The sequence below is a fragment of the Sphaerisporangium rhizosphaerae genome (assembly GCF_042665155.1).
Lineage (GTDB): Bacteria > Actinomycetota > Actinomycetes > Streptosporangiales > Streptosporangiaceae > Sphaerisporangium > Sphaerisporangium rhizosphaerae.
Genome location: NZ_JBHTCG010000014.1, coordinates 156,760 through 179,798, shown reverse-complemented (window position 1 = coordinate 179,798; position 23,039 = coordinate 156,760). Strand labels below are relative to the sequence as shown.

The 23,039-nt window shown below is 72.9% G+C and carries 24 protein-coding genes and 1 pseudogene; 11 read left to right on the top strand and 14 right to left on the bottom strand.

The annotated features are described in order from the left end of the window. Positions 1-35: 35 nt before the first annotated feature. Complete coding sequence (locus ACFQSB_RS21985) at positions 36-629, top strand: alpha/beta hydrolase family protein (RefSeq protein ID WP_354920666.1); 594 nt, start codon at positions 36-38, stop codon at positions 627-629. A 3-nt stretch (positions 630-632) separates the two neighbouring features. On the opposite strand, the gene ACFQSB_RS21980 is transcribed toward ACFQSB_RS21985, so the two are convergent. Further along, entirely contained in the window at positions 633-833 is a 201-nt protein-coding gene (locus ACFQSB_RS21980) for a DUF5999 family protein (RefSeq protein ID WP_354846532.1), read from the bottom strand. Positions 834-1,161: 328 nt separating this feature from the next. Beyond that, the gene (locus ACFQSB_RS21975) at positions 1,162-1,779 is read right to left on the bottom strand and encodes a TetR/AcrR family transcriptional regulator (protein ID WP_380828743.1); all 618 of its coding nucleotides are present in this window, start codon (positions 1,777-1,779) and stop codon (positions 1,162-1,164) included. Between the two features lie 183 nt (positions 1,780-1,962). Here ACFQSB_RS21975 and ACFQSB_RS21970 point away from each other — a divergent pair, with 183 nt between their 5' ends. Continuing rightward, entirely contained in the window at positions 1,963-2,340 is a 378-nt protein-coding gene (locus tag ACFQSB_RS21970) for a hypothetical protein (RefSeq protein ID WP_380828741.1), read from the top strand. Between the two features lie 107 nt (positions 2,341-2,447). On the opposite strand, the gene ACFQSB_RS21965 is transcribed toward ACFQSB_RS21970, so the two are convergent. From ACFQSB_RS21965 to ACFQSB_RS21955, 3 genes are all read right to left on the bottom strand, one after another. Next, positions 2,448-3,899: an RNA polymerase sigma factor gene (locus ACFQSB_RS21965; protein WP_380828740.1), complete on the bottom strand. Its 1,452-nt coding sequence runs from the start codon at positions 3,897-3,899 to the stop codon at positions 2,448-2,450. A gap of 445 nt (positions 3,900-4,344) precedes the next feature. Beyond that, positions 4,345-4,689, bottom strand: coding sequence for a hypothetical protein (locus ACFQSB_RS21960; RefSeq protein WP_380828739.1), 345 nt, complete (start codon positions 4,687-4,689; stop codon positions 4,345-4,347). A gap of 82 nt (positions 4,690-4,771) precedes the next feature. Further along, positions 4,772-5,905 (bottom strand): AMP-binding protein, encoded by a 1,134-nt coding sequence (locus tag ACFQSB_RS21955; RefSeq protein WP_380828772.1) that lies wholly within the window; start codon positions 5,903-5,905, stop codon positions 4,772-4,774. A gap of 141 nt (positions 5,906-6,046) precedes the next feature. Between ACFQSB_RS21955 and menB the strand changes: the two genes are divergently transcribed. The 3 genes from menB (at position 6,047) to ACFQSB_RS21940 (ending at position 9,343) form a co-directional block, all read left to right on the top strand. After that, positions 6,047-6,868 (top strand): 1,4-dihydroxy-2-naphthoyl-CoA synthase, encoded by an 822-nt coding sequence (gene menB / locus ACFQSB_RS21950; RefSeq protein ID WP_354921000.1) that lies wholly within the window; start codon positions 6,047-6,049, stop codon positions 6,866-6,868. A 77-nt stretch (positions 6,869-6,945) separates the two neighbouring features. Next, positions 6,946-8,601: a 2-succinyl-5-enolpyruvyl-6-hydroxy-3-cyclohexene-1-carboxylic-acid synthase gene (gene menD, locus ACFQSB_RS21945; RefSeq protein WP_380828738.1), complete on the top strand. Its 1,656-nt coding sequence runs from the start codon at positions 6,946-6,948 to the stop codon at positions 8,599-8,601. Between the two features lie 61 nt (positions 8,602-8,662). After that, positions 8,663-9,343, top strand: coding sequence for a DedA family protein (locus ACFQSB_RS21940; protein WP_380828737.1), 681 nt, complete (start codon positions 8,663-8,665; stop codon positions 9,341-9,343). On the opposite strand, the gene ACFQSB_RS21935 is transcribed toward ACFQSB_RS21940, so the two are convergent. Beyond that, positions 9,310-10,050, bottom strand: a complete 741-nt coding sequence (locus ACFQSB_RS21935) for a GntR family transcriptional regulator (RefSeq protein ID WP_380828736.1) — start codon at positions 10,048-10,050, stop codon at positions 9,310-9,312. The genes ACFQSB_RS21940 and ACFQSB_RS21935 overlap by 34 nt on opposite strands. A 370-nt stretch (positions 10,051-10,420) precedes the next feature. Here ACFQSB_RS21935 and ACFQSB_RS21930 point away from each other — a divergent pair, with 370 nt between their 5' ends. The 3 genes from ACFQSB_RS21930 to ACFQSB_RS21920 are packed head-to-tail and all read left to right on the top strand — an operon-like array spanning position 10,421 to position 13,292. Then, positions 10,421-11,413, top strand: coding sequence for a sugar ABC transporter substrate-binding protein (locus ACFQSB_RS21930; protein WP_354853880.1), 993 nt, complete (start codon positions 10,421-10,423; stop codon positions 11,411-11,413). After that, positions 11,410-12,444, top strand: a complete 1,035-nt coding sequence (locus tag ACFQSB_RS21925) for an ABC transporter permease (protein WP_380828734.1) — start codon at positions 11,410-11,412, stop codon at positions 12,442-12,444. Before ACFQSB_RS21930 ends, ACFQSB_RS21925 begins: the two co-directional genes overlap by 4 nt. After that, positions 12,441-13,292 (top strand): ATP-binding cassette domain-containing protein, encoded by an 852-nt coding sequence (locus tag ACFQSB_RS21920; protein WP_380828732.1) that lies wholly within the window; start codon positions 12,441-12,443, stop codon positions 13,290-13,292. The genes ACFQSB_RS21925 and ACFQSB_RS21920 overlap by 4 nt, the downstream gene beginning before the upstream one ends. Here ACFQSB_RS21920 and ACFQSB_RS21915 read toward each other — a convergent pair. After that, complete coding sequence (locus tag ACFQSB_RS21915; RefSeq protein ID WP_380828776.1) at positions 13,225-14,466, bottom strand: beta-galactosidase; 1,242 nt, start codon at positions 14,464-14,466, stop codon at positions 13,225-13,227. The two genes, ACFQSB_RS21920 and ACFQSB_RS21915, sit on opposite strands and share 68 nt — an antisense overlap. Before the next feature lie 58 nt (positions 14,467-14,524). Here ACFQSB_RS21915 and ACFQSB_RS21910 point away from each other — a divergent pair, with 58 nt between their 5' ends. Continuing rightward, positions 14,525-14,785, top strand: coding sequence for a hypothetical protein (locus tag ACFQSB_RS21910; RefSeq protein ID WP_380828774.1), 261 nt, complete (start codon positions 14,525-14,527; stop codon positions 14,783-14,785). 17 nt (positions 14,786-14,802) lie between these two features. Here ACFQSB_RS21910 and ACFQSB_RS21905 read toward each other — a convergent pair. Further along, positions 14,803-15,039: pseudogene (locus tag ACFQSB_RS21905) on the bottom strand (helix-turn-helix domain-containing protein); the annotation flags it as partial. Between the two features lie 197 nt (positions 15,040-15,236). Between ACFQSB_RS21905 and ACFQSB_RS21900 the strand changes: the two are divergent. Beyond that, the gene (locus tag ACFQSB_RS21900; RefSeq protein WP_380828731.1) at positions 15,237-15,668 is read left to right on the top strand and encodes a hypothetical protein; all 432 of its coding nucleotides are present in this window, start codon (positions 15,237-15,239) and stop codon (positions 15,666-15,668) included. A gap of 64 nt (positions 15,669-15,732) precedes the next feature. Here the strand turns inward: ACFQSB_RS21900 and ACFQSB_RS21895 are convergent, their stop codons facing one another. Next, positions 15,733-16,962: an isochorismate synthase gene (locus ACFQSB_RS21895; protein WP_380828729.1), complete on the bottom strand. Its 1,230-nt coding sequence runs from the start codon at positions 16,960-16,962 to the stop codon at positions 15,733-15,735. 233 nt (positions 16,963-17,195) lie between these two features. Between ACFQSB_RS21895 and ACFQSB_RS21890 the strand changes: the two genes are divergently transcribed. Then, on the top strand, positions 17,196-18,131 hold the full coding sequence (locus ACFQSB_RS21890; RefSeq protein WP_380828727.1) for a GDSL-type esterase/lipase family protein: 936 nt from the start codon (positions 17,196-17,198) through the stop codon (positions 18,129-18,131). Between the two features lie 84 nt (positions 18,132-18,215). Here ACFQSB_RS21890 and ACFQSB_RS21885 read toward each other — a convergent pair whose 3' ends face one another. The 5 genes from ACFQSB_RS21885 to ACFQSB_RS21865 all read right to left on the bottom strand — a co-directional run bounded on the left by ACFQSB_RS21885 (position 18,216) and on the right by ACFQSB_RS21865 (position 22,897). Further along, complete coding sequence (locus tag ACFQSB_RS21885) at positions 18,216-19,208, bottom strand: pyridoxal-phosphate dependent enzyme (protein WP_380828725.1); 993 nt, start codon at positions 19,206-19,208, stop codon at positions 18,216-18,218. Positions 19,209-19,430: 222 nt separating this feature from the next. Next, positions 19,431-20,036, bottom strand: a complete 606-nt coding sequence (locus tag ACFQSB_RS21880; protein WP_354853891.1) for a response regulator transcription factor — start codon at positions 20,034-20,036, stop codon at positions 19,431-19,433. Then, on the bottom strand, positions 20,033-21,184 hold the full coding sequence (locus ACFQSB_RS21875) for a sensor histidine kinase (protein WP_380828724.1): 1,152 nt from the start codon (positions 21,182-21,184) through the stop codon (positions 20,033-20,035). Before ACFQSB_RS21875 ends, ACFQSB_RS21880 begins: the two co-directional genes overlap by 4 nt. A 49-nt stretch (positions 21,185-21,233) precedes the next feature. Beyond that, on the bottom strand, positions 21,234-21,959 hold the full coding sequence (locus ACFQSB_RS21870) for an ABC transporter permease (protein WP_380828722.1): 726 nt from the start codon (positions 21,957-21,959) through the stop codon (positions 21,234-21,236). Then, positions 21,959-22,897 (bottom strand): ABC transporter ATP-binding protein, encoded by a 939-nt coding sequence (locus ACFQSB_RS21865; RefSeq protein WP_380828720.1) that lies wholly within the window; start codon positions 22,895-22,897, stop codon positions 21,959-21,961. The genes ACFQSB_RS21870 and ACFQSB_RS21865 overlap by 1 nt, the downstream gene beginning before the upstream one ends. Positions 22,898-23,039 lie beyond the last annotated feature (142 nt).

Below are 23,039 nucleotides of genomic sequence, written 5' to 3'. Positions count from 1 at the left end.
AAGTAGAGGGCTGGTCCCCGAGTACCGTGTCGGCCATGCGGATCATGACGCCGCGGGGGGCGGCGATCGTGGAGGTCGACCAGGCGCCCGCGCCGAGGTTCCTGTTCCTGCTCACCCACGGGTCGGCGGGCGGGGTCGACTCGCCCGACCTGCTGGCCGTCCGGGACGCGGTGGTGGCGATCGGCGGCACGGTGGCGCGGGTGCTGCAGCCGTTCAGGGTCGCGGGCGCCCGGGCGCCGGGGTCGCCGGCCAGGCAGGACGAGGCGTGGACCGCGCTGGCGGCCTCGCTCGGAGAACGGTTTCCCGGCCTGGCCCTGGTGCAGGGCGGCCGGAGCAACGGAGCGCGGGTGGCCTGCCGGACGGCGCGCGCCGTCGGCGCGGAGGCGGTGGTGGCACTGGCCTTCCCGCTGCACCCGCCCGGGAACCCCGGCCGCTCGCGTGCGCAGGAGCTTCGCGAGGCGGGCGTCGATGTGCTGGTGGTCAGCGGTGACCGTGATCGCTTCGGAGTCCCCGATCAGGCGGACGCTGCACGCCTGGTGGTGCTCGCGGGTGAGGGACATGACCTCAACAGAAACCCCGCCCGGGTGGGCGAGGTCGTGGCCGGATGGCTCGGCCCCCGGTTCGCGTGAAGGTCAGGCCGCGCTTATGGCCAGGTCGGTGGGACGGTGCGGGGCGATGATGGCGCCGTCGGGCAGGAGCTCCCCGGTGTCCTCGAATAGCACGATGCCGTTGCACAGCAGGCTCCACCCCTGCTCGGGGTGCGCCGCGATCGTGCGGGCGGCTTCGCGGTCCGGCGCGTTGGTGGTCGGACAGGACGGCTCATGCGGGCACATTGGCGTGCCTCCGGTTTTCTCTCTCGGTCTGGGGCTCGCGGGGGCGTCATCGCCAGGCACCGCTGCCCCGCGCCGATTCCCCCATGTCCCCGCCGAACGGGGACGAGCGCTTCTGCTGTTGACAGTGTGCGCTAACGCACACCTACAGAGTAAGTGTGCTGCGGGTCACACGCGTACGACATAGCCCATTGGGACGGTTTGGAACCTTCGATTAGGGGGTCCGCGGGGGCCCGGAAGGCTGATCCGGCGCTGTGACCTGCGACACAAGCCTGCCCCAGGTGAGATAACGGTCCAAGCACGACTCGCCGCCGAATGGATAAACGAACGGTTACGAGCTGGGAAGCCCTCTCAACAGGGCTTCCAGCCCGCGCTCGAACGCCGCCGCGGCCTCCTCGGCGGGCTCCGCCCGGGTGGCCGCCGGCGCCGGGAGCCGTCCGTCCTGCTCGTCCTGCGCCTCCTCCGGAGGGGCGGCCCAGCCGGAGCGCTGGATCTCCACCGCGACGCTGCCCATGACGTACGCGCGCAGCGTCCGCACGGCCTGGGCGGCGCGGGCGGGGTCGCCGAACCCCGCGGTGGCCAGTTGCTCGGCCTGCTCGCGGATCGCCATGAGCGCGGTGCCCTGCGGCGGCTTGGTCAGGGCCAGGGCCAGCACCCCGGGGTGCTCCAGCAGGGCCGCGCGGCCCGCGTGGGCCCAGGCGCGGGCGACCTCCCGCCACCCTCCGTCGGACGGCTCGACGGTGACGGTGGTGACGTGCTCGGCGAGGGCGTCCATGAGCGCCTCCTTGCCGCGGGGCAGGTGGTGGTAGATCGCCATCGCCTCGACCTGCAGGGCGTCGCCGAGGCGGCGCATGGTGAGGCGGCGCAGCCCCTGGCCGTCGGCGATGTGCAGGGCGGCCTCGATGATGCGCTCGCGGGACAGGGGGACCGGAGGTCGCTTCGCTGGCATACCAGGCATGATCCCGACCATGGCTTACTTTGTAAAGGGCGCCGCGCCGTGCCGTCCGCCCTCACTCGGGGACGCCGGGGCGAGGCCGGTGCTCCGGGCGGCGTACGCTATGGCGAGCGAGGAACGCCGGATCACCGGCGATGTGCTGAGAAAGGGCAGGCGATGGCGTTTTTCCGTCCGAGCGTGAGCCGGGAGGCGGAGGTCAGGCACCACGCCGACCAGGAGGTCGGAAAGAGCTTCCCCAAGCTGCTGGACAAGGCGCGCGAGGCCGAGGGCGGGCTGCGGCGCGCCCAGGCCGCCGGCGCCGGGGCCGAGGAGCTCCGGGCGGCCGGGCTCGCCTATGACCGCGCGCTGTCCGACGCGCTGCGCGCCGCCGAGGCCGCCCAGCGCGCCACCCTCGGCGTCAAGGCCTACGACGACCGCATCCGCCGGCGCAAGGGCGTCGCGACGCCCGAGGGCGCTAAGTGGACCGCCGAGGTCGACAGGCTGCGCACGCTGCGCGAGGAGAACCGGCTGACCGGCATCGCCCGCGTGCCGCGCCCCTTCGCCGCCGCGCGCTGACCCGCTGAGACGCCGACGGCCTCCGCCCGGGTGGGCGGAGGCCGTGCGCGTGTGCCGGGCGGGCCGGTGGTCCGGCGCCGCGGCCGGCCGGACCGATCGAGCAGCGGTCAGCTGGCCCAGTCGAGCAGCGGACGGGTGTTGCTCGGGTGGCGCAGCTTGGACAGCGATTCCTTCTCGAGCTGGCGGATGCGCTCGCGGGTGAGCCCGAGGTGCTTGCCGATCTCGTCCAGGGTGTGCGGCTTGCCGTCGATCAGGCCGAAGCGCAACGCCATGATCTTGGCCTCGCGGGGGGTGAGGTTGCCCAGCACTCCGCGCAGCTCCGCGCCCAGCAGCTGCCGGTCGACGACCTCGGAGGCTTCCGGAGCGTCGACGTCCTCGATGAGGTCGCCGATGGTCGTCTCGCCGTCCTCGCCGATGGTGGCGTTGAGGCTGATCGGCTGGCGGCTGGTGCGCAGCAGCTCCTCGATCTGGTCGGGGGTCTTGTCCAGCTCCACCGCCAGCTCCTCGGGGGTGGGCTCGCGGCCGAGCCGCTGGTGCATGTCGCGCTCGATGCGCGACAGCTTGGACAGCATCTCCAGCACGTGCACCGGGAGCCTGATGGTGCGGGCCGAGTCGGCGAAGCCGCGCTGGATCGCCTGCCGGATCCACCACATGGCGTAGGTGGAGAACTTGTAGCCCTTGGAGTAGTCGAACTTCTCCACCGCGCGGATCAGGCCGAGGTTGCCCTCCTGCACCACGTCGAGCAGGGCCATGCCGCGGTCGGTGTACTTCTTGGCCACCGAGACCACCAGGCGCAGGTTGGCCTCCAGCATGTGGTCCTTGGCCCGCCTGCCGTCCTCGGCCACCCACTCGAGGTCCTCGCGCCGGGCGGCGCTGAGGGAGGGGTCGTTCTCCAGCTTGTACTCGGCGTACAGGCCGGCCTCGATGCGCTTGGCGAGCTCGACCTCCTCGGCGGCGGTCAGCAGGGTGCGGCGGCCGATCGACTTGAGGTAGGTGTGCACGGAGTCGCCCATGACCGAGGACTGGTCGTCCAGGTCCAGCGGCTCGTTCTGCAGCTCGCTCTCGTCCGGCTCGCTCCAGCCGTCCTCGTGCTCGGGAGTCTCCTCGGCCGCCGGGGGCCGGGACGGCGCGGGCGCCGCCGGGGCGGCGGGGGAGACCGGCGGGGCCTCCCCGCCCGGGCGCGTGGTCCGGCGGGTGGCGTGGCGGCGGCGGGTCGTGATGGTGCCCTCGGAGCCCTCGGCGGTGGCCGCCGGGTCCGCGGTCGTGCTGGTGCGTGTCATTGCGCTCTTCGCGGTAGTCTTCACTGCGGTGCTCTTACGGGTCCTTCGCGCCGGGCCGCCAGGGGCGGCGTCGTTCTCCGCGGCCAGGCTCACGCCGGCCTCGGTGAGCTCGCGCAAGATCGAGCGACCCTTGGCCGGGCTGATCTGCGCTGACGAGAACGCCTCGCGGAGCTCCGCGAGGGAAAGGTGACCTTGCGCTCGCCCTCGGTCGAGGACCTGAGCGAGCGTCGTCGGGGTCGCCTCGCGCGATGGCGAGGTCGCCGCGGCAGTTCGGGGCATGAGCACACCTCCTCCGTCACGGAGTCGTCATTTCGGTCTTGGGATGGCGCGGCGTTCGAGGTTCGGCGCACCAGTATCAATAACGTCAGGCGGCGCGGTTTGTTCCCGCACTGCGCACGCCCGCCGGGAGATCCTCCGCGAGAGCGCGCAGGTCGCCGCCGGTGGCCGTCCCGGCCGCGCGGTGTCGGGGGGCTGCACGGTCTCTCCGTTCGTCGGCGTCGGTCGGGCTCTGGACCCCCCTGCCCGCGATCGCCCGTCCCACACGGCAGGCCGCCGATCGCCCCGGCCGCGCGGGCCCCGCGCGGCCCGCGCTCCCCGCGCTCCCCGCCGTCCGATCGGCCGGGACCTCGGTGCGGAACGGGCCCGCGCGGCGGGGGACCGGCCCCGCACACGAGGAGGCGGGCCGCCGTACGGCGGCCCGCCTCCCGCGACGGCTCGTGCGGCCTTACTTGGGCTTCTTCTCCCCGGTGATCACGGGGATGGGGAGAGGCTCGGCCTCTTCCAGGCGCTTCTCGGTCCAGTACTCGGCGACCTTCTTGGGATCGCGGTTCATCTGGTCGTCGACGAAGACCGACGGCGCGCTCGTGGGTTCCGCGTTGGCCGGGACGTCGGGCCCGGGGATCTGGCCGGGTGCCTCGCCCGGAGCGTAGGTCGTCGAGCTCTCGCTCGTCCGGCCGGCCTTCTCGGACTCGACCCGTCCCGTGGCGGCGGCGGCCGCGACGGATATCCCCCCGACGAGGACCGCTCCCACCACTCCGGCGGAGATCCACATCTTGCGGGTTGGGTTCATCAAGGCGTCCTTCCTAGATCCACTGCTGTCGGTATGACGCGCTGGATGCGGCGTACGGTTCCCCTTCGACGCGACATTGTGGTCAACGAACCTCTCTTGCGCCACCAAACCCGGAAATATCGCGTCGTATGGCGACAAGATCGTGTTTGCCGTTCGGCAGCAGCGGCAGCCGGTCGCGCACCGCCAGCGCCCGCGGCGCCGCGTACCCCGGCAGGCGCTCCTTCACCAGGGCGCGCAGCTCACCCAGCGCCGGGGGAGCGGCCGGGTCGGCGGCCACCACCACCGCGACGACCTCCTCGCCCCACTCGTGGTGCGGCCGCCCGACGACGACGGCGTCGCGGACCCCCGGATGGCCGGACAGGACGCCCGCCACCGTCCCGGCGACCACCTTGCGCCCCCCGGTGTTGATCACGTCGTCGGCGCGGCCGGCCACGCGCAGCCGGCCCTCCTCCAGCGTGCCGAGGTCGGAGGTGAGGTACCAGCCGTCCCGCAGCGACGCGGCGGTCAGGTCGGGGCGCAGCCGGTAGCCGGAGAACAGCACGGGCCCGGAGAGGCGCACCCGCCCGTCCGGCCCGACCGCGGCGCCCACCCCGTCCAGCGGGACGCCGTCGTAGACGCACCCGCCGCACGTCTCGCTCATGCCGTAGGTGGTCACCACGCGCGCTCCGGCGGCGCGCGCCTCCGCAAGCAGGCCGGGCGGCGGGGCGGCGCCGCCGAGGAGGATCGTGCGGAAGGCCGACAGGTCGGCGCCGATGTCGATCAAGCGTCTGAGCTGCGTCGGGACCAGCGACACGTGGTCGGCGCCGCTGGCGGCCACCGCCTCGGGCGAGAACCGCTCGTGGATCAGGGGCGCCGCGCCGCCCAGCAGCGAGCGCACCAGCACCGCCAGCCCCGACACGTGCGAGACGGGCAGGCAGCACAGCCACCGCTCGCCCGGCCGGGCGCCGAGGCGGGCCAGCGAGGCCGCGGCCGAGGCGGTCAGGGCGCCGGCGGTCAGCTCGGCCCCCTTGGGGACGCCCGTCGAGCCGCTCGTCGCGATGATCACCGCGGTGTCCCCGGACGCGGGGACCCCGCCCTCCCGCGGCCGCACGCCGCCGGCGGTCACCACATGGGTCGGGCGCAGCGCCTCCAGTGCCTCCCGAAGCGCCGGAGCCGGCAGCTCCGGAGCCAGGGGCAGCACGGCGGGGCCGCCGTCGAGCAACGCCCGGCGAACCATGCCGAACAGGTCGGGACCGGGAGGGAGGACCACCGCGTGCACAGGACGCTCACTCACGGTCGTAAGGTTAGTCCCGATGAGAGGGGTCCCGGCCGTGCCCTGCCGGGCGACGCGCAGGTGAGTGGAGGAGCGAGCGTGACCGTGAGCACTGTCGACTGGAAGCGGTCCGGTGACTACGAGGACATCATCTACGAGACGGCAGACGGCATCGCGAAGATCACGATCAACCGCCCCGAGCGGCGCAACGCCTTCCGCCCGACCACCCTCTTCGAACTCCAGCACGCCTTCAACGCCGCCCGCGACGACGGCGAGGTCGGCGTGGTCGTCCTCACCGGCGCCGGCACCGAGGCGTTCTGCTCCGGCGGCGACCAGAAGATCCGCGGCGACGACGGCTACGTCGGCCCCGACGGCATCGGCCGGCTCAACGTGCTGGACCTGCAGATCCAGATCCGCCGCCTGCCCAAGCCGGTCGTCGCCATGGTCGCCGGGTACGCCGTGGGCGGCGGCCACGTGCTGCACGTCTGCTGCGACCTCACCATCGCCGCCGACAACGCCGTGTTCGGCCAGACCGGCCCCAAGGTCGGCTCCTTCGACGGCGGCTACGGCGCGTGGCTGCTCGCCGAGACCGTGGGGCTGAAGAAGGCCCGCGAGATCTGGTACCTGTGCCGCTTCTACAACGCGCAGGAGGCCCTGGACATGGGCCTGGTCAACACGGTCGTCCCGCTGGAGCGGCTGGAGGAGGAGACCGTCCAGTGGTGCCGCGAGATGCTGGACAAGTCGCCGCTGGCCCTGCGCATGCTCAAGGGCGCCATCAACGCCGTCAGCGACGGCGCGGCCGGCATGCAGCAGTTCGCCGGTGACGCCACCCTGCTGTACTACATGAGCGAAGAGGCCCAGGAGGGCCGCGACGCCTTCAAGGAGAAGCGCCGCCCCGACTTCTCCCGCTTCCCGCGCCGCCCCTAGATGAGGGCCTTCCCCCTTCCCGCGCGCGCCCGTCCCGCCGGGCGGGCCGCCCGGCAGGTCCCGTCCGAGGAGGGCAGGTGAACCCCGCCACCGCGCTGTCCGGCGTCCTGGTCGACGAGCTGGTGCGCTGCGGGCTGACCGACGTGGTGCTGGCTCCCGGCTCCCGCTCGGCGCCGCTGGCCATCGCGGCGCACGGCGACCCGCGCGTGCGCCTGCACGTGCGCATCGACGAGCGGTCGGCGTCGTTCCTGGCCCTGGGCCTGGCCCGCAGGTCCGAGCGGCCGGTCGCGCTGGTGTGCACCTCCGGCACCGCCGCCGCCAACTTCCACCCCGCGGTGATCGAGGCCCACGAGTCGGGCGTCCCGCTGCTGGTGCTGACCGCCGACCGCCCGCCCGAGCTGCGCGCCACCGGGGCCAGCCAGACCATCGACCAGATCAAGCTGTTCGGGTCGTCGGTCCGCTGGTTCAGCGAGATCGGCGTGCCCGAGGAGCGGCCGGGCCAGGTCGCGTACTGGCGGTCGCTGGCCGGCCGCGCCTACCAGCGCGCCCTCGGGCCCGGCGACCCCGGCCCGGTCCACCTGAACGTGGCCTTCCGCGAACCGCTGGTCCCCGACGGCGACACCTCCTGGTGCGAGCCGCTGGAGGGCGGCGCGTCCGGGCCCTGGGTGCGCGCCCGGGTGGCCCCGCCCTCGGCGGGCCTGCACGTCTCGCCCACCCGCCGCGGCGTCCTGGTGGTCGGCGACGGCGCCTCCAACGTGCGCCGCTACGTCGCCGCCGCCGGAATGGCCGGTTGGCCGGTGCTGTCGGAGCCCACCGGCGGGGCCAGGTACGGTGACCACGCCATCTCGGCCTACCACTTCCTGCTCGGCGCCCCCGAGTTCGCCGACGCCCACCGCCCCGACGTGGTCGTCACGCTCGGCCGGCCCAGCCTGTCGCGCCCCCTGCTGTCGTGGCTCACGCAGGCGCGCGAGCACATCGTCGTCGCCTCCGACCTGTCCCACTGGCCCGACCCCACCCGCTCGGCCACCCAGGTCGCCCAGGCCGTGGAGATCCCCGTCGCGGCCGGCGACGACGGCTGGCTGTGGTCCTGGCGTGCCGCCGAGGCCGCCGCGCGCGCCGCCGTCGACGCCGTGCTGGACGAGGCCGAGCTGAGCGAGCCGCGCCTGGCCAGAGACCTGGCCGAGGCGCTGCCCAACAACGCCCTGCTGTTCTGCGGGTCCTCCATGCCCATCAGGAACCTCGACCAGGCCATGCGCCCCCGGCGCGGTGTGCGGCTGCTGGCCAACCGCGGCGCCTCGGGCATCGACGGGCTGGTGTCCACCGCGATGGGCGCCGCGCTCGCCCACAACGGGCCCTCCTACGCCCTCATCGGCGACCTGACCCTGCTGCACGACCAGAACGGCCTGGTGCTCGGCCCGCGCGAGCCCCGGCCCGACCTGTGCCTGGTCGTCGTCAACAACGACGGCGGCGGCATCTTCTCGCTGCTGCCGCAGGCGGCGCTGCCCGACTCCTTCGAGCGGGTCTTCGGCACCCCGCACGGGGTGAACCTGTCCTACCTCGCCGCCGCCACGGGCACCCCGCACACCCTGCTGTCCTCCATCGGCGACCTGCCCAAGGCCATCCGGGGAGAGGGCCCCCGCATCGTGGAGGTGCGCACCGACCGGGCGGAGAACGCCCGCGTCCACGCGGCCATGCGCGAGGCCGCCCACGCGGCCCTCAGGGATCTCCCTTAGAAGTCCCCGATGTTTCCCGCGCACGCAAAGAGAGGGCATCCCACCGCATAAAGTGTGAGCCATGCATGTCGAGGAATGGCTCCAGGCGATCCCCCCGCTGTGGATCTGCGTGATCGTCGGCGTGGTGATCGGTGTCGAGAGCCTCGGCATCCCGCTGCCCGGTGAGATCGTCCTGGTCAGCGCCGCGCTGCTGTCGGCGCAGCACGTCGTCAGCCCGGTGTGGGTCGGGGTGTGCGCGAGCGCCGGGGCCATCATCGGCGACTCGATCGGGTACGCCATCGGCCGCAAGGGCGGGCAGCCGCTGTTCGACCGGCTCGCCAGGCGCTTTCCCAAGCATTTCGGCCCCGGGCACATCGCCAAGGCCGAGAAGGCCTTCGACCGGTGGGGCATGTGGGCGGTGTTCTTCGGCCGCTTCATCGCGCTGCTGCGCATCCTGGCCGGGCCGCTGGCCGGGGCGTTGCGCATGCCCTACTGGCGGTTCCTGATCGCCAACGTCCTGGGCGGGGTCCTGTGGGCGGGCGGCACCACCGCCGTCATCTACTACCTGGGCATCGTCGCCGACCGCTGGCTCAAGGGCTTCTCGTGGGTCGGCCTGGTCGCCGCCGTGCTGTTCGGCTGCTGCACCACGCTGTACATCAAGCGCCGCGCCGGTCGCATGTCCGAGCCCGGCGAGACGGCCGAGACCGGCGAGACGGCCGAGACCGCCCCTCAGCGTTCGATCAGCGTGACCTCCAGCGAGTAGTGCGAGGCCCGGTAGACGTGCGAGCCGTGCTCGACGGCCCTGCCCTGGTCGTCGTAGGTCGTGCGCACCATCGTCAGCAGCGGCGCCCCCCGGCGCTCGTCCAGCAGACGCGCCTCCGCGGGGGTGGCCGCGCGGGCGCCGATGCGCTGGTTGGCCACCCGCATGCGCACCCCGGCCGAACGCAGCAGTTCGTACAGGCCGCGTTCCTCGAGGGCCTGCGCGCTCAGCGGCCCGAGACCCGCCGGCAGCCAGTTGTGCAGCAGGGCCAGCGGCTCGCCGGCGGCGTAGCGCACCCGCTCCAGGCGCAGCACCTCGGTGCCGGGCGGCACGCCGAGGACCGCGGCGATCTCGTCGGAGGCGCCGGTGGGCTCCAGGCAGAGCACCTTGGTGCCCGGCTCCTGACCGGCCCGGCGCAGGTCGTCGTACAGGCTGGTCAGCTCGACCGTGCGCTTCACCTGGCCGTGCACCACCTGGGTGCCGACGCCGCGTTTGCGCACGAGCAGGCCCTTGTCCACCAGATACTGGATGGCCTGGCGGATGGTCGGGCGCGACAGCCCGAGCCGGTCGGCGAGCAGGATCTCGTTGTCGAGCCGCGACCCGGGCACCAAATCGCCCCGGCGGATCGCCTCGGCGATCTGCTCGGCCACCTGGAAGTAGAGCGGCACCGGGCTGGAGCGATCGAGGTCGATGTCGAGTCGAGTGCCCATGCCTTCTCCCGGCTCAGTGACTGATCGCTTTGGAACGAGGCTAGCGGACATCAGAATGTCCTGACAAATATTGACGCCGGGGAAGTGCCCATGTCAGACGGGTGTCTCCGGGTGGCCGACGGCGCGGGACGGGCGCCCGGCACCGCCGACGGCCGTGTCAGGTTGCCGCGGGACGCCGTCGTGCGCGCCTGCTCGCCGGTGTGGACGGCCCCAGGCCCCGGCGCGGCCCCCTGACCTGGCGTACTGGCGAGGACTGCCGATGGGTCATACATCCGAATGTCACGACAAATTATTGACAGGCAGGTTACCTGAGGTTACAAACTCTGGCATGCGGCCGATCCCGACCCCCGGGACGGTGCGGGAGGTGACCATGAGGTTGACCACACGCCTGGTTGCGGCGACGGCTCTGGCGACACTGGCGCTCGGCGGGTGCTCCGGCGGCGACCCGACCACCCCGGCGGCCGGTGGCGCCCCGGCGTCGGCGGCGGCGGGCGCACAGGACGGCGGCGGGACCTTCGCCGTGATCACCCACGGCGCCCCCGGCGACGCGTTCTGGGACGTCGTCAAGAACGGCGCCGAGGCCGCCGGCAAGCGGTACGGCGCCACGGTGACCTACCAGGGCGACGGCGACCCGGCCAAGCAGGCGCAGCTCATCGACCAGGCCGTCAGCCAGAAGGTCGACGGTGTGGTGGTCTCCATGGCCAACCCCGACGCGCTGAAGGAGGCCATCGGCAAGGCTGTCGCCGCCAAGATCCCGGTCGTCACCATCAACTCCGGCGCCGACAGCTCCAAGGAGTTCGGCGCCATCACCCACGTCGGGCAGTCGGAGGAGGTCGCCGGGCGCGGCGCGGGGGAGAAGCTCAAGGCCGCGGGCGTCACCAAGCTCCTGTGCGTCATCCACGAGGCGGGCAACGTCGGCCTGGACCAGCGGTGCAACGGCGCCACCGCGACCCTCGGCGGCACCGTCGAACGGCTCCAGGTGGACGTGAGCAACCTCGCCGACGCCACCTCCAAGATCAAGGCCAAGCTCCAGAGCGACGCCTCGGTCAACGGCGTGCTGGCCCTCAACCCGGCGGTCGCCATCGCCGCCCGCGACGCGATCCAGGACGGCGGCTCCAAGGCCGAGCTGGCCACCTTCGACCTGTCGGCCGACGTCGTCGACGCCATCGAGGCCGGAGAGATCCTGTTCGCCGTCGACCAGCAGCAGTACCTGCAGGGCTGGCTGCCGATCACCTTCCTGTACCTGTACAAGAACAACCTCAACACCGTCGGCGGCGGCCTGCCCGTCAACACCGGCCCTGGGTTCGTGACCAAGGAGAACGCGGCCCAGGTCGCCAAGCTCGCCCAGGGCGGCACCCGGTGACCAGCGTCACCGCCGACGAGCGCGTCGCGGGCTCCGGGCGGGCCCGGCGCCTGCTGATCCGCCCGGAACTCGGCTCGGTGGTCGGCGCGGTCGCGGTCTTCGCCTTCTTCTCCGCCCAGTCGGCCGTCTTCCGGTCGGCCGACGGGGTGGCCAACTGGCTGGACCCGGCCTCCACGCTGGGCATCATGGCCGTCGCCATCGCCCTGCTCATGATCGGGGGCGAGTTCGACCTGTCGGCCGGCGTGCTCACCGGCACGACGGGGCTGGTGATGGTGACCCTGGCCACCAGGTTCGGCTGGAACGTGTGGGCCGCCATGCTCGCCGGCCTGGCGCTGGCGCTGGCGATCGGTTTCGCCAACGGCCTGCTGGTGGTGCGCACCCGGCTGCCGAGCTTCATCGTCACCCTCGGCACCTTCCTGATGCTGCAAGGGCTCAACCTCGGGATCACCAAGGCCATCACCGGCACCGTGCAGGTGAGCGGGCTGCGCAGGGCCGAGGGCTACCAGGGCGCGCGCGCCCTGCTGGCCGGCTCGGTCAGCGCCGGCGGGGTGGACTTCCGGGTGGCCATCTTCTGGTGGATCGGCGTCACCGCCCTGGCGACGTGGGTCCTCATGCGCACCAGGGCGGGCAACTGGATCTTCGCGGTGGGCGGCGACGAGCAGGCGGCGCGGGCCGTCGGCGTGCCCGCCGCGCGCACCAAGATCGCGCTGTTCATGACCACGGCCACCGCCGCCTGGCTGGTCGGCTCGATCATGGCGCTGCGCTTCACCTCGGTCCAGGCCAACGCCGGCATCGGCCAGGAGTTCATCTACATCATCGCCGCGGTGATCGGCGGATGCCTGCTGACCGGCGGATACGGCTCGGCGGTCGGCGCGTCCATCGGCGCGGTGATCTTCGGGATGGCCGACAAGGGCATCGTGTTCGCCGGGTGGGACGCCGACTGGTTCAAGTTCTTCCTGGGCGCGATGCTGCTGCTGGCCACCCTGGCCAACCGCCTGGTGCGCCGCTACGCCGAGGAGGTCAGGCGATGACGCCGGACACCGTGCCCGCGGGCCGACCGGGCGCCGCGGCCGCGCCGCTGCTGGAGGTCCGCGACATCGGCAAGACCTTCGGCGGCGTCATCGCCCTGCGGGGCGTGTCGACGCTCGTGCGCGCGGGCGAGGTCACCTGCGTGCTGGGCGACAACGGCGCCGGCAAGTCGACGCTCATCAAGATCCTCGCCGGGGTCCACCAGCAGGACCAGGGCGAGTACCTGCTGGACGGCGTGCCGGTGCGGCTCGGCGGGCCCCGCGAGGCGCTGGACCGCGGCATCGCCACGGTCTACCAGGACCTGGCGATGATCCCCCTGATGTCGGTCTGGCGGAACTTCTTCCTCGGCTCCGAGCCGGTCACCGGACCGCTGCGCCGCTTCGACGTGGCGCGCGCCAGAAAGGTGGCGCGCGAGGAACTGCGCGCCATGGGCATCGACGTCCGCGACGTCGACCAGCCGGTCGGCACGCTGTCGGGCGGCGAGCGCCAGTCGGTCGCCATCGCCCGCGCGGTGTACTTCGGGGCGCGGGTGCTCATCCTGGACGAGCCCACCTCCGCGCTCGGCGTCAAACAGGCCGGGGTGGTGCTCCGCTACATCGCCAGGGCGCGCGACCGGGGCCTCGGCGTGGTGTTCATCACCCACAACCCCCACCACGCCTTCCCGGTGGGCGACCGCTTCCTGCTCCTCAACCGGGGCGCGAGCCTCGGGCAGTACGACAGGGACGCCATCACCCGCGAAGAGCTGACCTCCCTGATGGCCGGCGGCGCCGAACTGGACGACCTCACCCACGAACTCGACCGCCACCCAGGGACTCCGGAGGAGGACCGGCCAGAACCCGCGACCGACTGACGGCGGTGGCCAGGGCGGGCGAGTACTCGATGAAGACCGGCTCCTCGGTCACGGTGACGGTGTCGCCGGGACGGATCCGCCGCGACGTGCCGTCCAGCCGGCGTACCACCTCCGCGCCTCGTCCCGCCGTGATCGGCGCCTCACCCGTGACCGTCCAGATGATGCTCGCCGATCGCGATGCCCGGTCACCTGGGAGGGTGAAGTCGCAACGCCAGACGTTCTGGGGCAAGGCGGCGGCGGAGCCTTGGCCGCACGACCGACTACGGGCGTGGGCGACCCAGCGTTGGAGTTCCTCGACGGCAAGCGCCGCTGGGGTCGGCGCGCCGCCCTCGGCCTGCAGGACAAGAGGGACCTTCGTGCCACCCCAGTTGTAGAAGTACATGCGTTCGAGGTTCAGGTCGCGCGCGTACAGGCCGACGAGGAAGTATCGCACGGCGTAGTCGCGCGCGGTGGTGGCGTCCAGCGGATCCTGCAGCGGGAGCAGGTATGTGGTGCCCGTGCTCCACAGCCGCGGATGCACTCCGGCCTCGTGCAGCGTGCGATTGGCGAGACCCGCCAGTTCCAGCATGGTCTCGGGAGGATCGGACGCGGTCTGCTGGTACAACTTGACACCCGCCGCGTCGCAGTGGGCGTACCCTCCGAGTTCGGCGAACCGGCGCATCGTGTCGCGGCCGTCGCGGGTCCACAACAGGCCCATCCCCGGGCATACCACTGTGGCCCGCGGATCGGCCGCTTTGACGATCTGGTCGGCGCGACGGGTCATCTCCACCAGCGTGCCGACGTCTCCGCTGAAGAAGCGCCGGTCGTTGCCCATCACCCACAGCTCGTACGCCTCGATGCGCCCCTTGTAGCGTTCGGCGACGGCCCTGACGAACGCGTCCCAGTCGGCGAGTTCGTCGGGAGGCGCGGCACGGGCGCCATCGGGGTACGGTGCCGGCGGTCCAGTGGGACTGGCCCAGGCGGGCGTGCCCCCGAAGACGAACAGCACCGGGAGCCCCGCGCGGCGCGCGCCCTCGACGTGGCGGTCGAGCGTCGACCAGTCGAACTCGCCGCGCCGCGGCTGGAGCTGCGACCACCGCGTCGCGCTGTCCCACAAGCGTACGGCGCCGACCCGGAACGACGGCATGGCCCCGGTGGCGCTGTTGACGGTGACGCCGAACAAGGTGCCGGGCACTGGTGCCGGTGGCAGGACCCAACTTGGGCCCGTTATCCGTTGCGGCTGGTCGCGGTGAGTGCCGGATATCGACGACGCGTTGGCCGTCAGCAGCAGGACGCACACGATGATCAAGGCGGATCTGGAGAGTAATGCGATGACCCTCCATCTGCCGCGACCCCGCGACGGGCCTTCCGGGGAGGCCGCACCGCCATCGGAGAGCTCCGGCCGGGGTGTCAAAGGCCCGTCCGGCGGTGGCGCCACCGTGTCGGACGCCACGTCCGGTGCCGAGTCCGCGGCCGCCTCCGGTGCGGTGATGGCCCGGATCCACGACCGGTGAAGCCGGACGATGTCGTTGCGGTCGGCACCGCACGCCACGGCGATTCGCTCGATCATTCCGAATGTCGGCGGAACGCATTCACCCGAACAATAACGATGAACCGACGACTTACTCGCGTTGACCTTGCGGCCGACCCCTTCGTAACTGAGTCCGCTGCGTTCCTTCAATTCCCGAAGGAGCTGCCCCAACTCCTCGGCGTGCGCTGTTCCGGCCACGGGCTTCCCCAAGCTCTCGTGATGGCACGTTCCGCGCATGCTACACGTGCGAAGTGAACGCGTCCCGGGACGAATACATCGGTGCTGATGAGAGCGCGTTCCACGTTCCAGGCTTCCCGAATCGGAGCAGTGATATTGCGGCCGCTCGGCAGCCGTCGCAGGCTTGCGTCAGTTGATCGATCGGGGCCCCGGGGGTGGGCACCCGAGCCAATCCGGACTTCGAAGGAAGGTCTCGAATGGGATCGAGAAGTAGGCGTGTCGTCGTCGGCTCCTTCATGCTGACCGCCGCGCTCGTCGGGGGCCTGCTGACCGCCGGCACCGCCCACGCCGGCGACCACACCTGCGGCAGCGTGGCCTCGGCGGCCATCTCCTGTGGCGGTGTCACCAACCTGAGCGGTACGGCGGTCGTGGCGTACATGAGTTGGTGCGACGGTAACAACGGGCCCTGTTCCAGCTCCCACCAGCGCCGCCTCACCCGCGGGCAGTCCACGCCGTGGTATGAGGACTGGGACGCCGTCTGGGTGCCCTGCCGTGCCGTCGGTTACAAGACCATCGGAGATGGCGTCGTGCAGTATCCGTGGACCGGTGCCGCCGGCCGGGGCGGCGGCATAGGGGCGCACAAGATCAGTGACCCCGAGCACCTGTACGTCACGGGTGTCTTCTGCTGAAGCGGAGGATCGGAACACACCACGGCCCGGCCTCCGCCTCAGGAAGGGGCGGGGGCCGCGCGTTTCAGCCCTCCAGGGCGTGGCGCATGACGCGGAACTTGGCCTGGGCCTCGGCCAGTTCGGCCGCCGGGTCGGAGTCGCCCATGATGCCGCAGCCGGCGAACAGCCGCGCCCGGCGTCCCTGGATCTGGGCGCAGCGCAGCGCGATGCCCCACTCGCCGTCGCCGCGCCCGTCGATCCACCCGACCGGGCCGGCGTACCCGCCGCGGTCCATGCCCTCCAGTTCGCGGATCACCTCCAGCGCGACGGGGGTCGGCGTGCCGCCGACCGCCGCCGTCGGGTGCATGGCGGCCACCACGTCGAGCACCGAGGCGCCGTCCGCCAGCCGGCCGCGCACCCGGCTGGCCAGGTGCTGCACGTTGGGCAGCACCAGCAGTTCGGGCTCGTCGGGCACGGTGAGCGAGGCGCACAGCGGCGTGAGAGCCTCGCGGACCGAGGCGACCGCGCAGGCGTGCTCGTAGCGGTCCTTGCGGGAGGCGAACAGGGCCGCCGCCTGGGCGCGGTCCTCCTCAGGGCCGGACCCGCGGTAGGTCGTGCCGGCCAGCACCAGCGACTCGACGGCCTTGCCGGTGTGCCGCACCAGCAACTCGGGGGTGGCCCCCACCAGGCCCGCGCAGGAGAAGGTGTAGCAGTCGGGGTAGGCCGAGGCCAGCCGCTCCAGCAGCAGGCGCACGTCGATGTCGCGCTCGGCGGTGGCGACCAGGTCGCGGGCGAGCACGACCTTCTCCAGCCGCCCCGACCTGATCTCGCCGACCGCGCGGCCCACGGCGTGCTGCCATCCGGGGGCGGTGAGCGAGCCGTCGCCGTAGACGACGCGGCCGGGGGAGGAGGGGGGCGCCATCAGCTCCATCGGCGGCTCGCCGATCGTGGTCAGCCACGCGCGGCCGTTCCTGCGGCCCAGCACGACGCGGGGGATCACCAGCACCGAGCCGGGGGCGTCGGGGTCGAAGGTGAACGAGCCGAACGCCACCGGGCCGGACCCGGGCACGCTCACGTCGTCGTCCACGCGGGCCTCGCCGAACGCCGTCGCCAGCCACGCCCTGGCCCAGTCGAAGCGGCCGGGACCGGGCGGCACCGTCACCCTGGCCGCCTCACCCCAGGCGACCAGGCCCTCGCCCCGGTGGACCCAGGCGTAAGGGGGAGCCTGTGGCAGTCGCGCGACCAGATCGCCGGTGTGATCGATGGGGATGGTGCGTACCAGCGGGGGGCGGGTTATCCCGAGCGCGACACTCACTCTGCCCACCTTATGCGGAATCTGAACACGTTCGACATCGGGTCCCCGTCTCACCGCCCCCGCCGGTCACGGGTGAGCGGGCGTCATCGGCGTCTACATACGCCTGCTTCGCTGTCAAGCCGCGATAGGAACTTGGTCAACGGTAGCAACGCCTTCCCCGGAGGTAATAGAGCGCACCCTTGCCGATCTCTACCTTGGGTTCTCGATCTCCCGCCCGGGATGGATCGTTCCAGGTGGAGGTGACCATGGTCCGCAAGATCGCGCTCGTTCTCGCCGCCGCGGTGGTGTGCGCGCCCGGCACGGCCGCCGCCGCCGCGGTCGCCGCCGAGCCGGTGCCGCCGGTGATGGCGGCGCTGGGCGACTCGATCAGCGCGGGCTTCAACGCGTGCGGCTGGTACGTCTCGTGCACCTCCCGGTCGTGGTCGGCCGGCGACCACCCCTCGGTGAACAGCCACTACCTGCGCCTGCTCGGCTACGGCCAGGCCGTCAAGGGCCACAACCTCAACTTCGCCGTCCCCGGCTCGACCAGCGCCGACCTGGCGGGGCAGGCCCAGAAGGCCGTGGCGGCCAAGGCCGCCTACGTCACCATCCTGATCGGCGCGCAGGACGCCTGCACGGCCACCGAGTCGCGCATGACGCCGGTGTCCACCTACCGCGCCCGGGTCGAGCGGGCGCTCGACGTGCTGGCCGCCGCCGACGTCAAGGTGTTCGTGGCCAGCATCCCCGACCTCAAGAGGTTGTGGCGCATCGGCAAGGACAACGTCGTGGCCCGCGCCTTCTGGGCGCTCGGCCACATCTGCCCGGCGATGCTGACCGACGCCGACTCCATGGCGAAGAAGGACCAGGCCCGCCGCGATCGCGTCAGAGAACGCGTCGAGGACTACAACGAGGCGATGCGGCAGGCGTGCGCGGCCTACGGTCCGGGGTGCCGCTCCGACGAGGGCGCGGTGTTCGGCTACCCGTTCACCCTCGACCACATCAGCAAGTGGGACTACTTCCACCCCAACGCCGACGGCCAGCGCGCTCTCGCCCGGACCACCTTCCCGCACGGGTTCACCTGGCAGAAGTCCCCGCTCGGCCGCACCTCCGAGCCCAGCCCCGTGCCGCCCGTCCCCGACCCCCGCGCCCTCGCCACCTCCGGCACGGCCGCGCTCCCGGCCGGCGGGTGACCTTCCCTGTGCACCCGCGGGCATCGGGACGGGCCGGGGCCGCGGGTAGAGAGGGCGACGACGGGCAGGCAGGCCCGGGGCGGGTCAGAGGGCGCCGGGGCCGGGGCGTGGCCGTGCCAGCACGGCGGCCAGGGCCCGCAGGGTGATGTTGCGGCCCGAGACCACGGCCACCATGCGTCCGTGCGGTGTCACCTTCCCGGCGAGCAGCGCGGCGACGGCCACCGCGCCGGCGCCCTCGGCGACGTGGCCGCGCTCACCGGCGAGGTAGCGGAGCGCGGCGCCGATCTCGTCCTCGGTGACGGTGACGAGCCGGTCGACGTGCCGGGCGACGAGGCCGACGGTGACCGAGCCCGGCTCGATGTTGCCCGCCATGCCGTCGGCGAGAGTTGGCCCGACGTCGACGGGCACCTGACGGCCCGCGGCGACGGCGGCGGAGACCGCCGTGGAGGCGGCGGCCTCCACCCCGATGACGCGCACCTGCGGCCGGCCGGCCGCCCACAGTCCAAGGCCCGCGGCCAGGCCGCCACCGCCGACCCCGCACACCACGGTCACCGGCCCGCCGAGTGACCCGCCGAGTGACCCGCCGAGTGACCCGCCGAGTGACCCGCCGAGTGACCCGCCGAGTTGCGCGTCGAGTTCACGGCCGATGGTGGACTGACCGGCGATGACGTGGGGATCGTTGTAGGCCGATATGTAGTGGGCGCCGTCGCGGGCCAGCCGGCGCGCGTACGCTTCGGCGTCGTCATAGCAGGCGCCCGTCTGGACCGGATCGACGCCCAGGCGGCGCAGCAGGCGCACCTTCGCCGGTGAGGCGTTCTCGGCCACCACCACGGTCACCTCCCGGCCGAGTGCGCGGGCGGCGAACGCCAGGCCCAAAGCGTGGTTGCCCGCCGAAGCCGTGACGACCGGCGAGCGGGGTGGAGCGGCGGCCAGGGCCGCCAGCGCTCCCCGCACTTTGAACGAGCCTGTGGGCTGGAGACTCTCCAGCTTGAGCGCGGGCTCCCGCGCGGTGCCCGCCCCCGGGTCGACCGGGGTGGGAGCCAGGTGAGCGGCGACCAGGCGCCACGCGGTCCGCATGTCTTCGGCCGTGGAACGGCGACGGAGCGCGCCGGCGAAGGTGAGGTCATGCTTCGACCATGCGCCGGCGCCCGGAAGGCGTCCAGGGGCGCGCGCTTACGCCGAGCCCGAGGTCTTGTCGTGCTCGACCCCGAGAAGCTTCCGCGTCGAAGGACGGCCGGTTCGCCGGGGCGTTCGAGCCGGTCGGCGCCTCGACGGTGCGAGGAGCGGCGCCGGACGGCGTCACAGCCAGCCGTTGTGGCGGGCGGCGGTGGCGGCCTCGATGCGGTTGCGGGTGCCGGTCTTGCCGATGGCGGCCGACAGGTAGTTGCGCACGGTGCTCTCCGACAGGTGCAGCCGCCGGGAGATGTCGGCGATGGTCGAGCCGTCGGCCGCGGCCGCCAGGACGTCGCGCTCACGGTCGGTCAGCGGGCTCGGCCCGGCGCTCAGCGCGGCCGCCGCGAGCGCCGGGTCGATCACGCGCTCGCCTGCCAGGACGCGCCGCACGGCCGCCGCGAGCTCCTCCACCGGGCCGTCCTTGACCATGAAGCCGTACGCGCCGGCCTCCATGGCCCTGCGCAGGTACCCGGGCCGGCCGAAGGTCGTCAGAATCAGCACCCGGCACGACGGCAGGCGCTCGCGCAGGTCGGCGGCGGCGTCCAGCCCGCTGCGGCCGGGCATCTCGATGTCCAGCAGCGCCACGTCGGGCCGCTGCTCCAGCGCCGCGGCGACCACCTCCTCCCCGGAGGACACCTGGGCCACGACCTCGATGTCGTCCTCCAGGCCGAGCAGCAGGGCGAGCGCTCCGCGCATCATGCCCTGGTCCTCGGCCAGCAGCACCCGGATCATCGGGCCTCCCGCGGTAGCGTGACCCGCAGGCGGAAGCCGCCGGAGGGCGGGTCGTCCACGTCGAGCAGCCCACCGACGGCCCTCACCCGCTCGCGCAGGCCGCGCAGCCCATGGCCGGTGTCCGCGCGGCGGGCGCCGCCCCGGCCGTCGTCGGCGATCTCCAGCACCATGCCATTGTCGCCGGAGCCGAGGGTGATCTCGCACGCGTGCGCCCCGCTGTGGCGGATCAGGTTGGTCACCCCCTCGCGCACCGCCCAGCCGAGCAGCGCGTCGGTCTCGGGCGGCAGGTCGCCCACCGGCATGCGCGTGGTCAGGCGCACCCCGGCGCCGGACAGGACGGCGTGCGCCGACGCCAGTTCGGCGGCCAGGCCCCGCCCCCGGTAGCCGGTGACGGCGGCGCGCACCTCCGCCAGGGCCTCGCGCCCGATGCGCTCGATGTCGCGGGCCTGCTCGGCGGCGGCCTCGACGTCGGCCGGCAGGACGCGGCGCACGGCCTCGGCCTTGACGACGACCACCGAGAGGGTGTGGCCGAGCAGGTCGTGCAGGTCGCGGGAGAAGCGCAGGCGCTCCTCGGCGACGGCCGTCCTGGCCAGCTCCTCACGGGTCTCGCGGAGCTGCGCGATCACCTCGAACAGTCTCAGTATGATCGCCGGGACGAGCCCGGCGGTGAAGGTGCCCCAGCCCAGTGCGAGCAGGGAGCCCCAGTCGAGGTCACCGCCGGAGAGCAGGCCGTCGTGGAAGGCCGTGACGCCGGTGGCCGCGACGATGGCCGCGCCCAGCACCGCGGCGACGCGTCCCATGCCCTTGACCGCGACCCCGCAGGCGATGGCGAACAACGGGAACAGCAGGATGAAGGAGTCGTTCAGCAGGGAGAGCCACACGGTGAGCGCGCCCAGGGCCGCCAGCGGCAGGCGCTCGGCCCGGCGGGCGTCGGTGAACGCCAGCCTGACCGTCACCACGTACAGCACGGCCACGGCCGAGAGGCCCGGCGCGGTGACCCACACCGGCCGGGCCTCGCCCTGGACGACCTCCACCAGCGGGACGATCAGCAGCACCAGCCAGATCATGAAACCGTTGGCGTCGGGACCCTGCGCCGCGAACTCGGGGTCGGGACGGTCGTCGGGGCCCTCGCAGGTCCGCTCGTTCACCGGGACAACCTAGCCGCCGCGCGGGCGCGCCCGGCGCGAAGGGGCGCGCTCACGCCGCCCGGCCGGCGCGCCGGTAGCCGTACAGCGCGTAGGCGCCGAAGACGGCCAGCCAGCCGAGCAGGACGAGCACCGAGCGCGGGGACGGGGCCTGGCCGAAGGCGACGCGCCAGGACATGTCGGCGTACCCGTGGGTCGGCGTCCACTCCGAGATCGCCTTCAGCCAGCGGGGGAACCGGTCGGCAGGGATCCACAGCCCGCCGACCACGGCGAGCCCCATGCTGGCCGCGAAGTTGGCGATGCCCGCCGACTGCGAGGTGAGGCGGTAGCCGTTGCCGAGGCCGAACAGCGTGAACGGGATCGTCCCCGCCCACAGCAGGGCGATGATCGACACCCACTGGCCCGGGCTGAGGGCCACGTGGTTGACCAGCGTGCCGGCCACGAGCACCGCGGCGATGGCGGGCACGACGACGACCATGCCGGTGATCGTCTTGCCCGCGACGACCGTGGCGGGGGCGAGGGGGGTGAGCCGCAGCTGCCGCACCCAGCCCAGCGCCTTGTCCTCGCCGAGGCCGGTGCCGTTGTTGAAGGCCGCGCCGATGCCTCCGTAGGCGGCCATGCTGACCATGACGAACAGCGCGACCTGCTTCTCGTCGCCCGGGGCCAGGCCGAGCGTGGTGAAGATCAGGTACATCACCACGGGCATCGCGACGCCGAAGATGAGGAAGGTGACGTCGCGCAGGACGCGCACCAGTTCGAGGCGGACGTAGCCGAGCATCAGGCGGCGCTCTCTTCCTCGGCCCCGCGGGCCGCGGTGGTGGGGGAGGGGGAGGCGGCGCCCCGGCCGGTCAGGGCGACGAAGGCGTCCTCCAGGTCGGCGGGGGAGACCTCCAGGTCGCGCACGGCCCGTGCCTCGGCGAGCGCCATGACGGTGGCGTCGGAGTCGGTGGTGCGCAGGTGGGCGCGCCGCCCGCGGATCTCGACCATGGTCACGCCGGGCAGGCGGCCCAGCCAGGAGGTCTCGCCGTCGACCGAGAGGCTGACGGTGGTGAGCGCGGCGACGCGCTTGATCTCCCTGCTGGTGCCGTCGGCGACCACCCGGCCCCGGTCGATCACCACGATGCGGTCGGCGTGCTCGTCGGCCTCCTCCAGGTAGTGGGTGGAGAACAGGATCGTCTTGCCCCGGGCGGCGTAGCGGCGCATGCCGTCCCAGAACTCGCGCCTGGCCTCCACGTCCAGCGCGGCGGTGGGCTCGTCCAGCACGATCAGGTCGGGGTCCCCGGCCAGGGCCAGGGCGAAGCGCACGCGCTGGGCCTGGCCGCCGGACAGCTTGTCCACCCGGCGTCCGGCCAGGTCGGTGAGCCGGGCGGTGGCCAGGACGTCGGCCACCGGAAGCGGGGCGGCGTAGGCGCCGGCGACGAAGGCGACCAGTTCGCGCACCGTCACCCTGGAGATCAGTCCGCCTTCCTGCGGCATGGCGCCCATGCGTCCCGCGCGCACGGCGACGCTCGGGGCGCCGCCGAAGACCCGCACCCGCCCGGCGTCCGGGACGGTCAGGCCGAGGAGCATGCCGATCGTGGTCGACTTGCCGGCGCCGTTGGGGCCGAGAAGGGCCAGCGTCTGGCCCTGGGGGATGTCGAGGCTCAGTCCGTCGACGGCACGGACGGCCCCGAAGCTCTTGGTCACCTCTTCGAGTGACACGGCGTTCACGCTCATGTCCACGACGGTAGGGATCACGGCCCACCGGCCGGTAGGCACGCCGATCCGCCGTCCGCCAGGACAAAAGTACCGGTCGACTTCCTGTGATCTACATTGTAAAGAAGATGGCCTGGGTACGCGGGTGAACACCGTGGACACC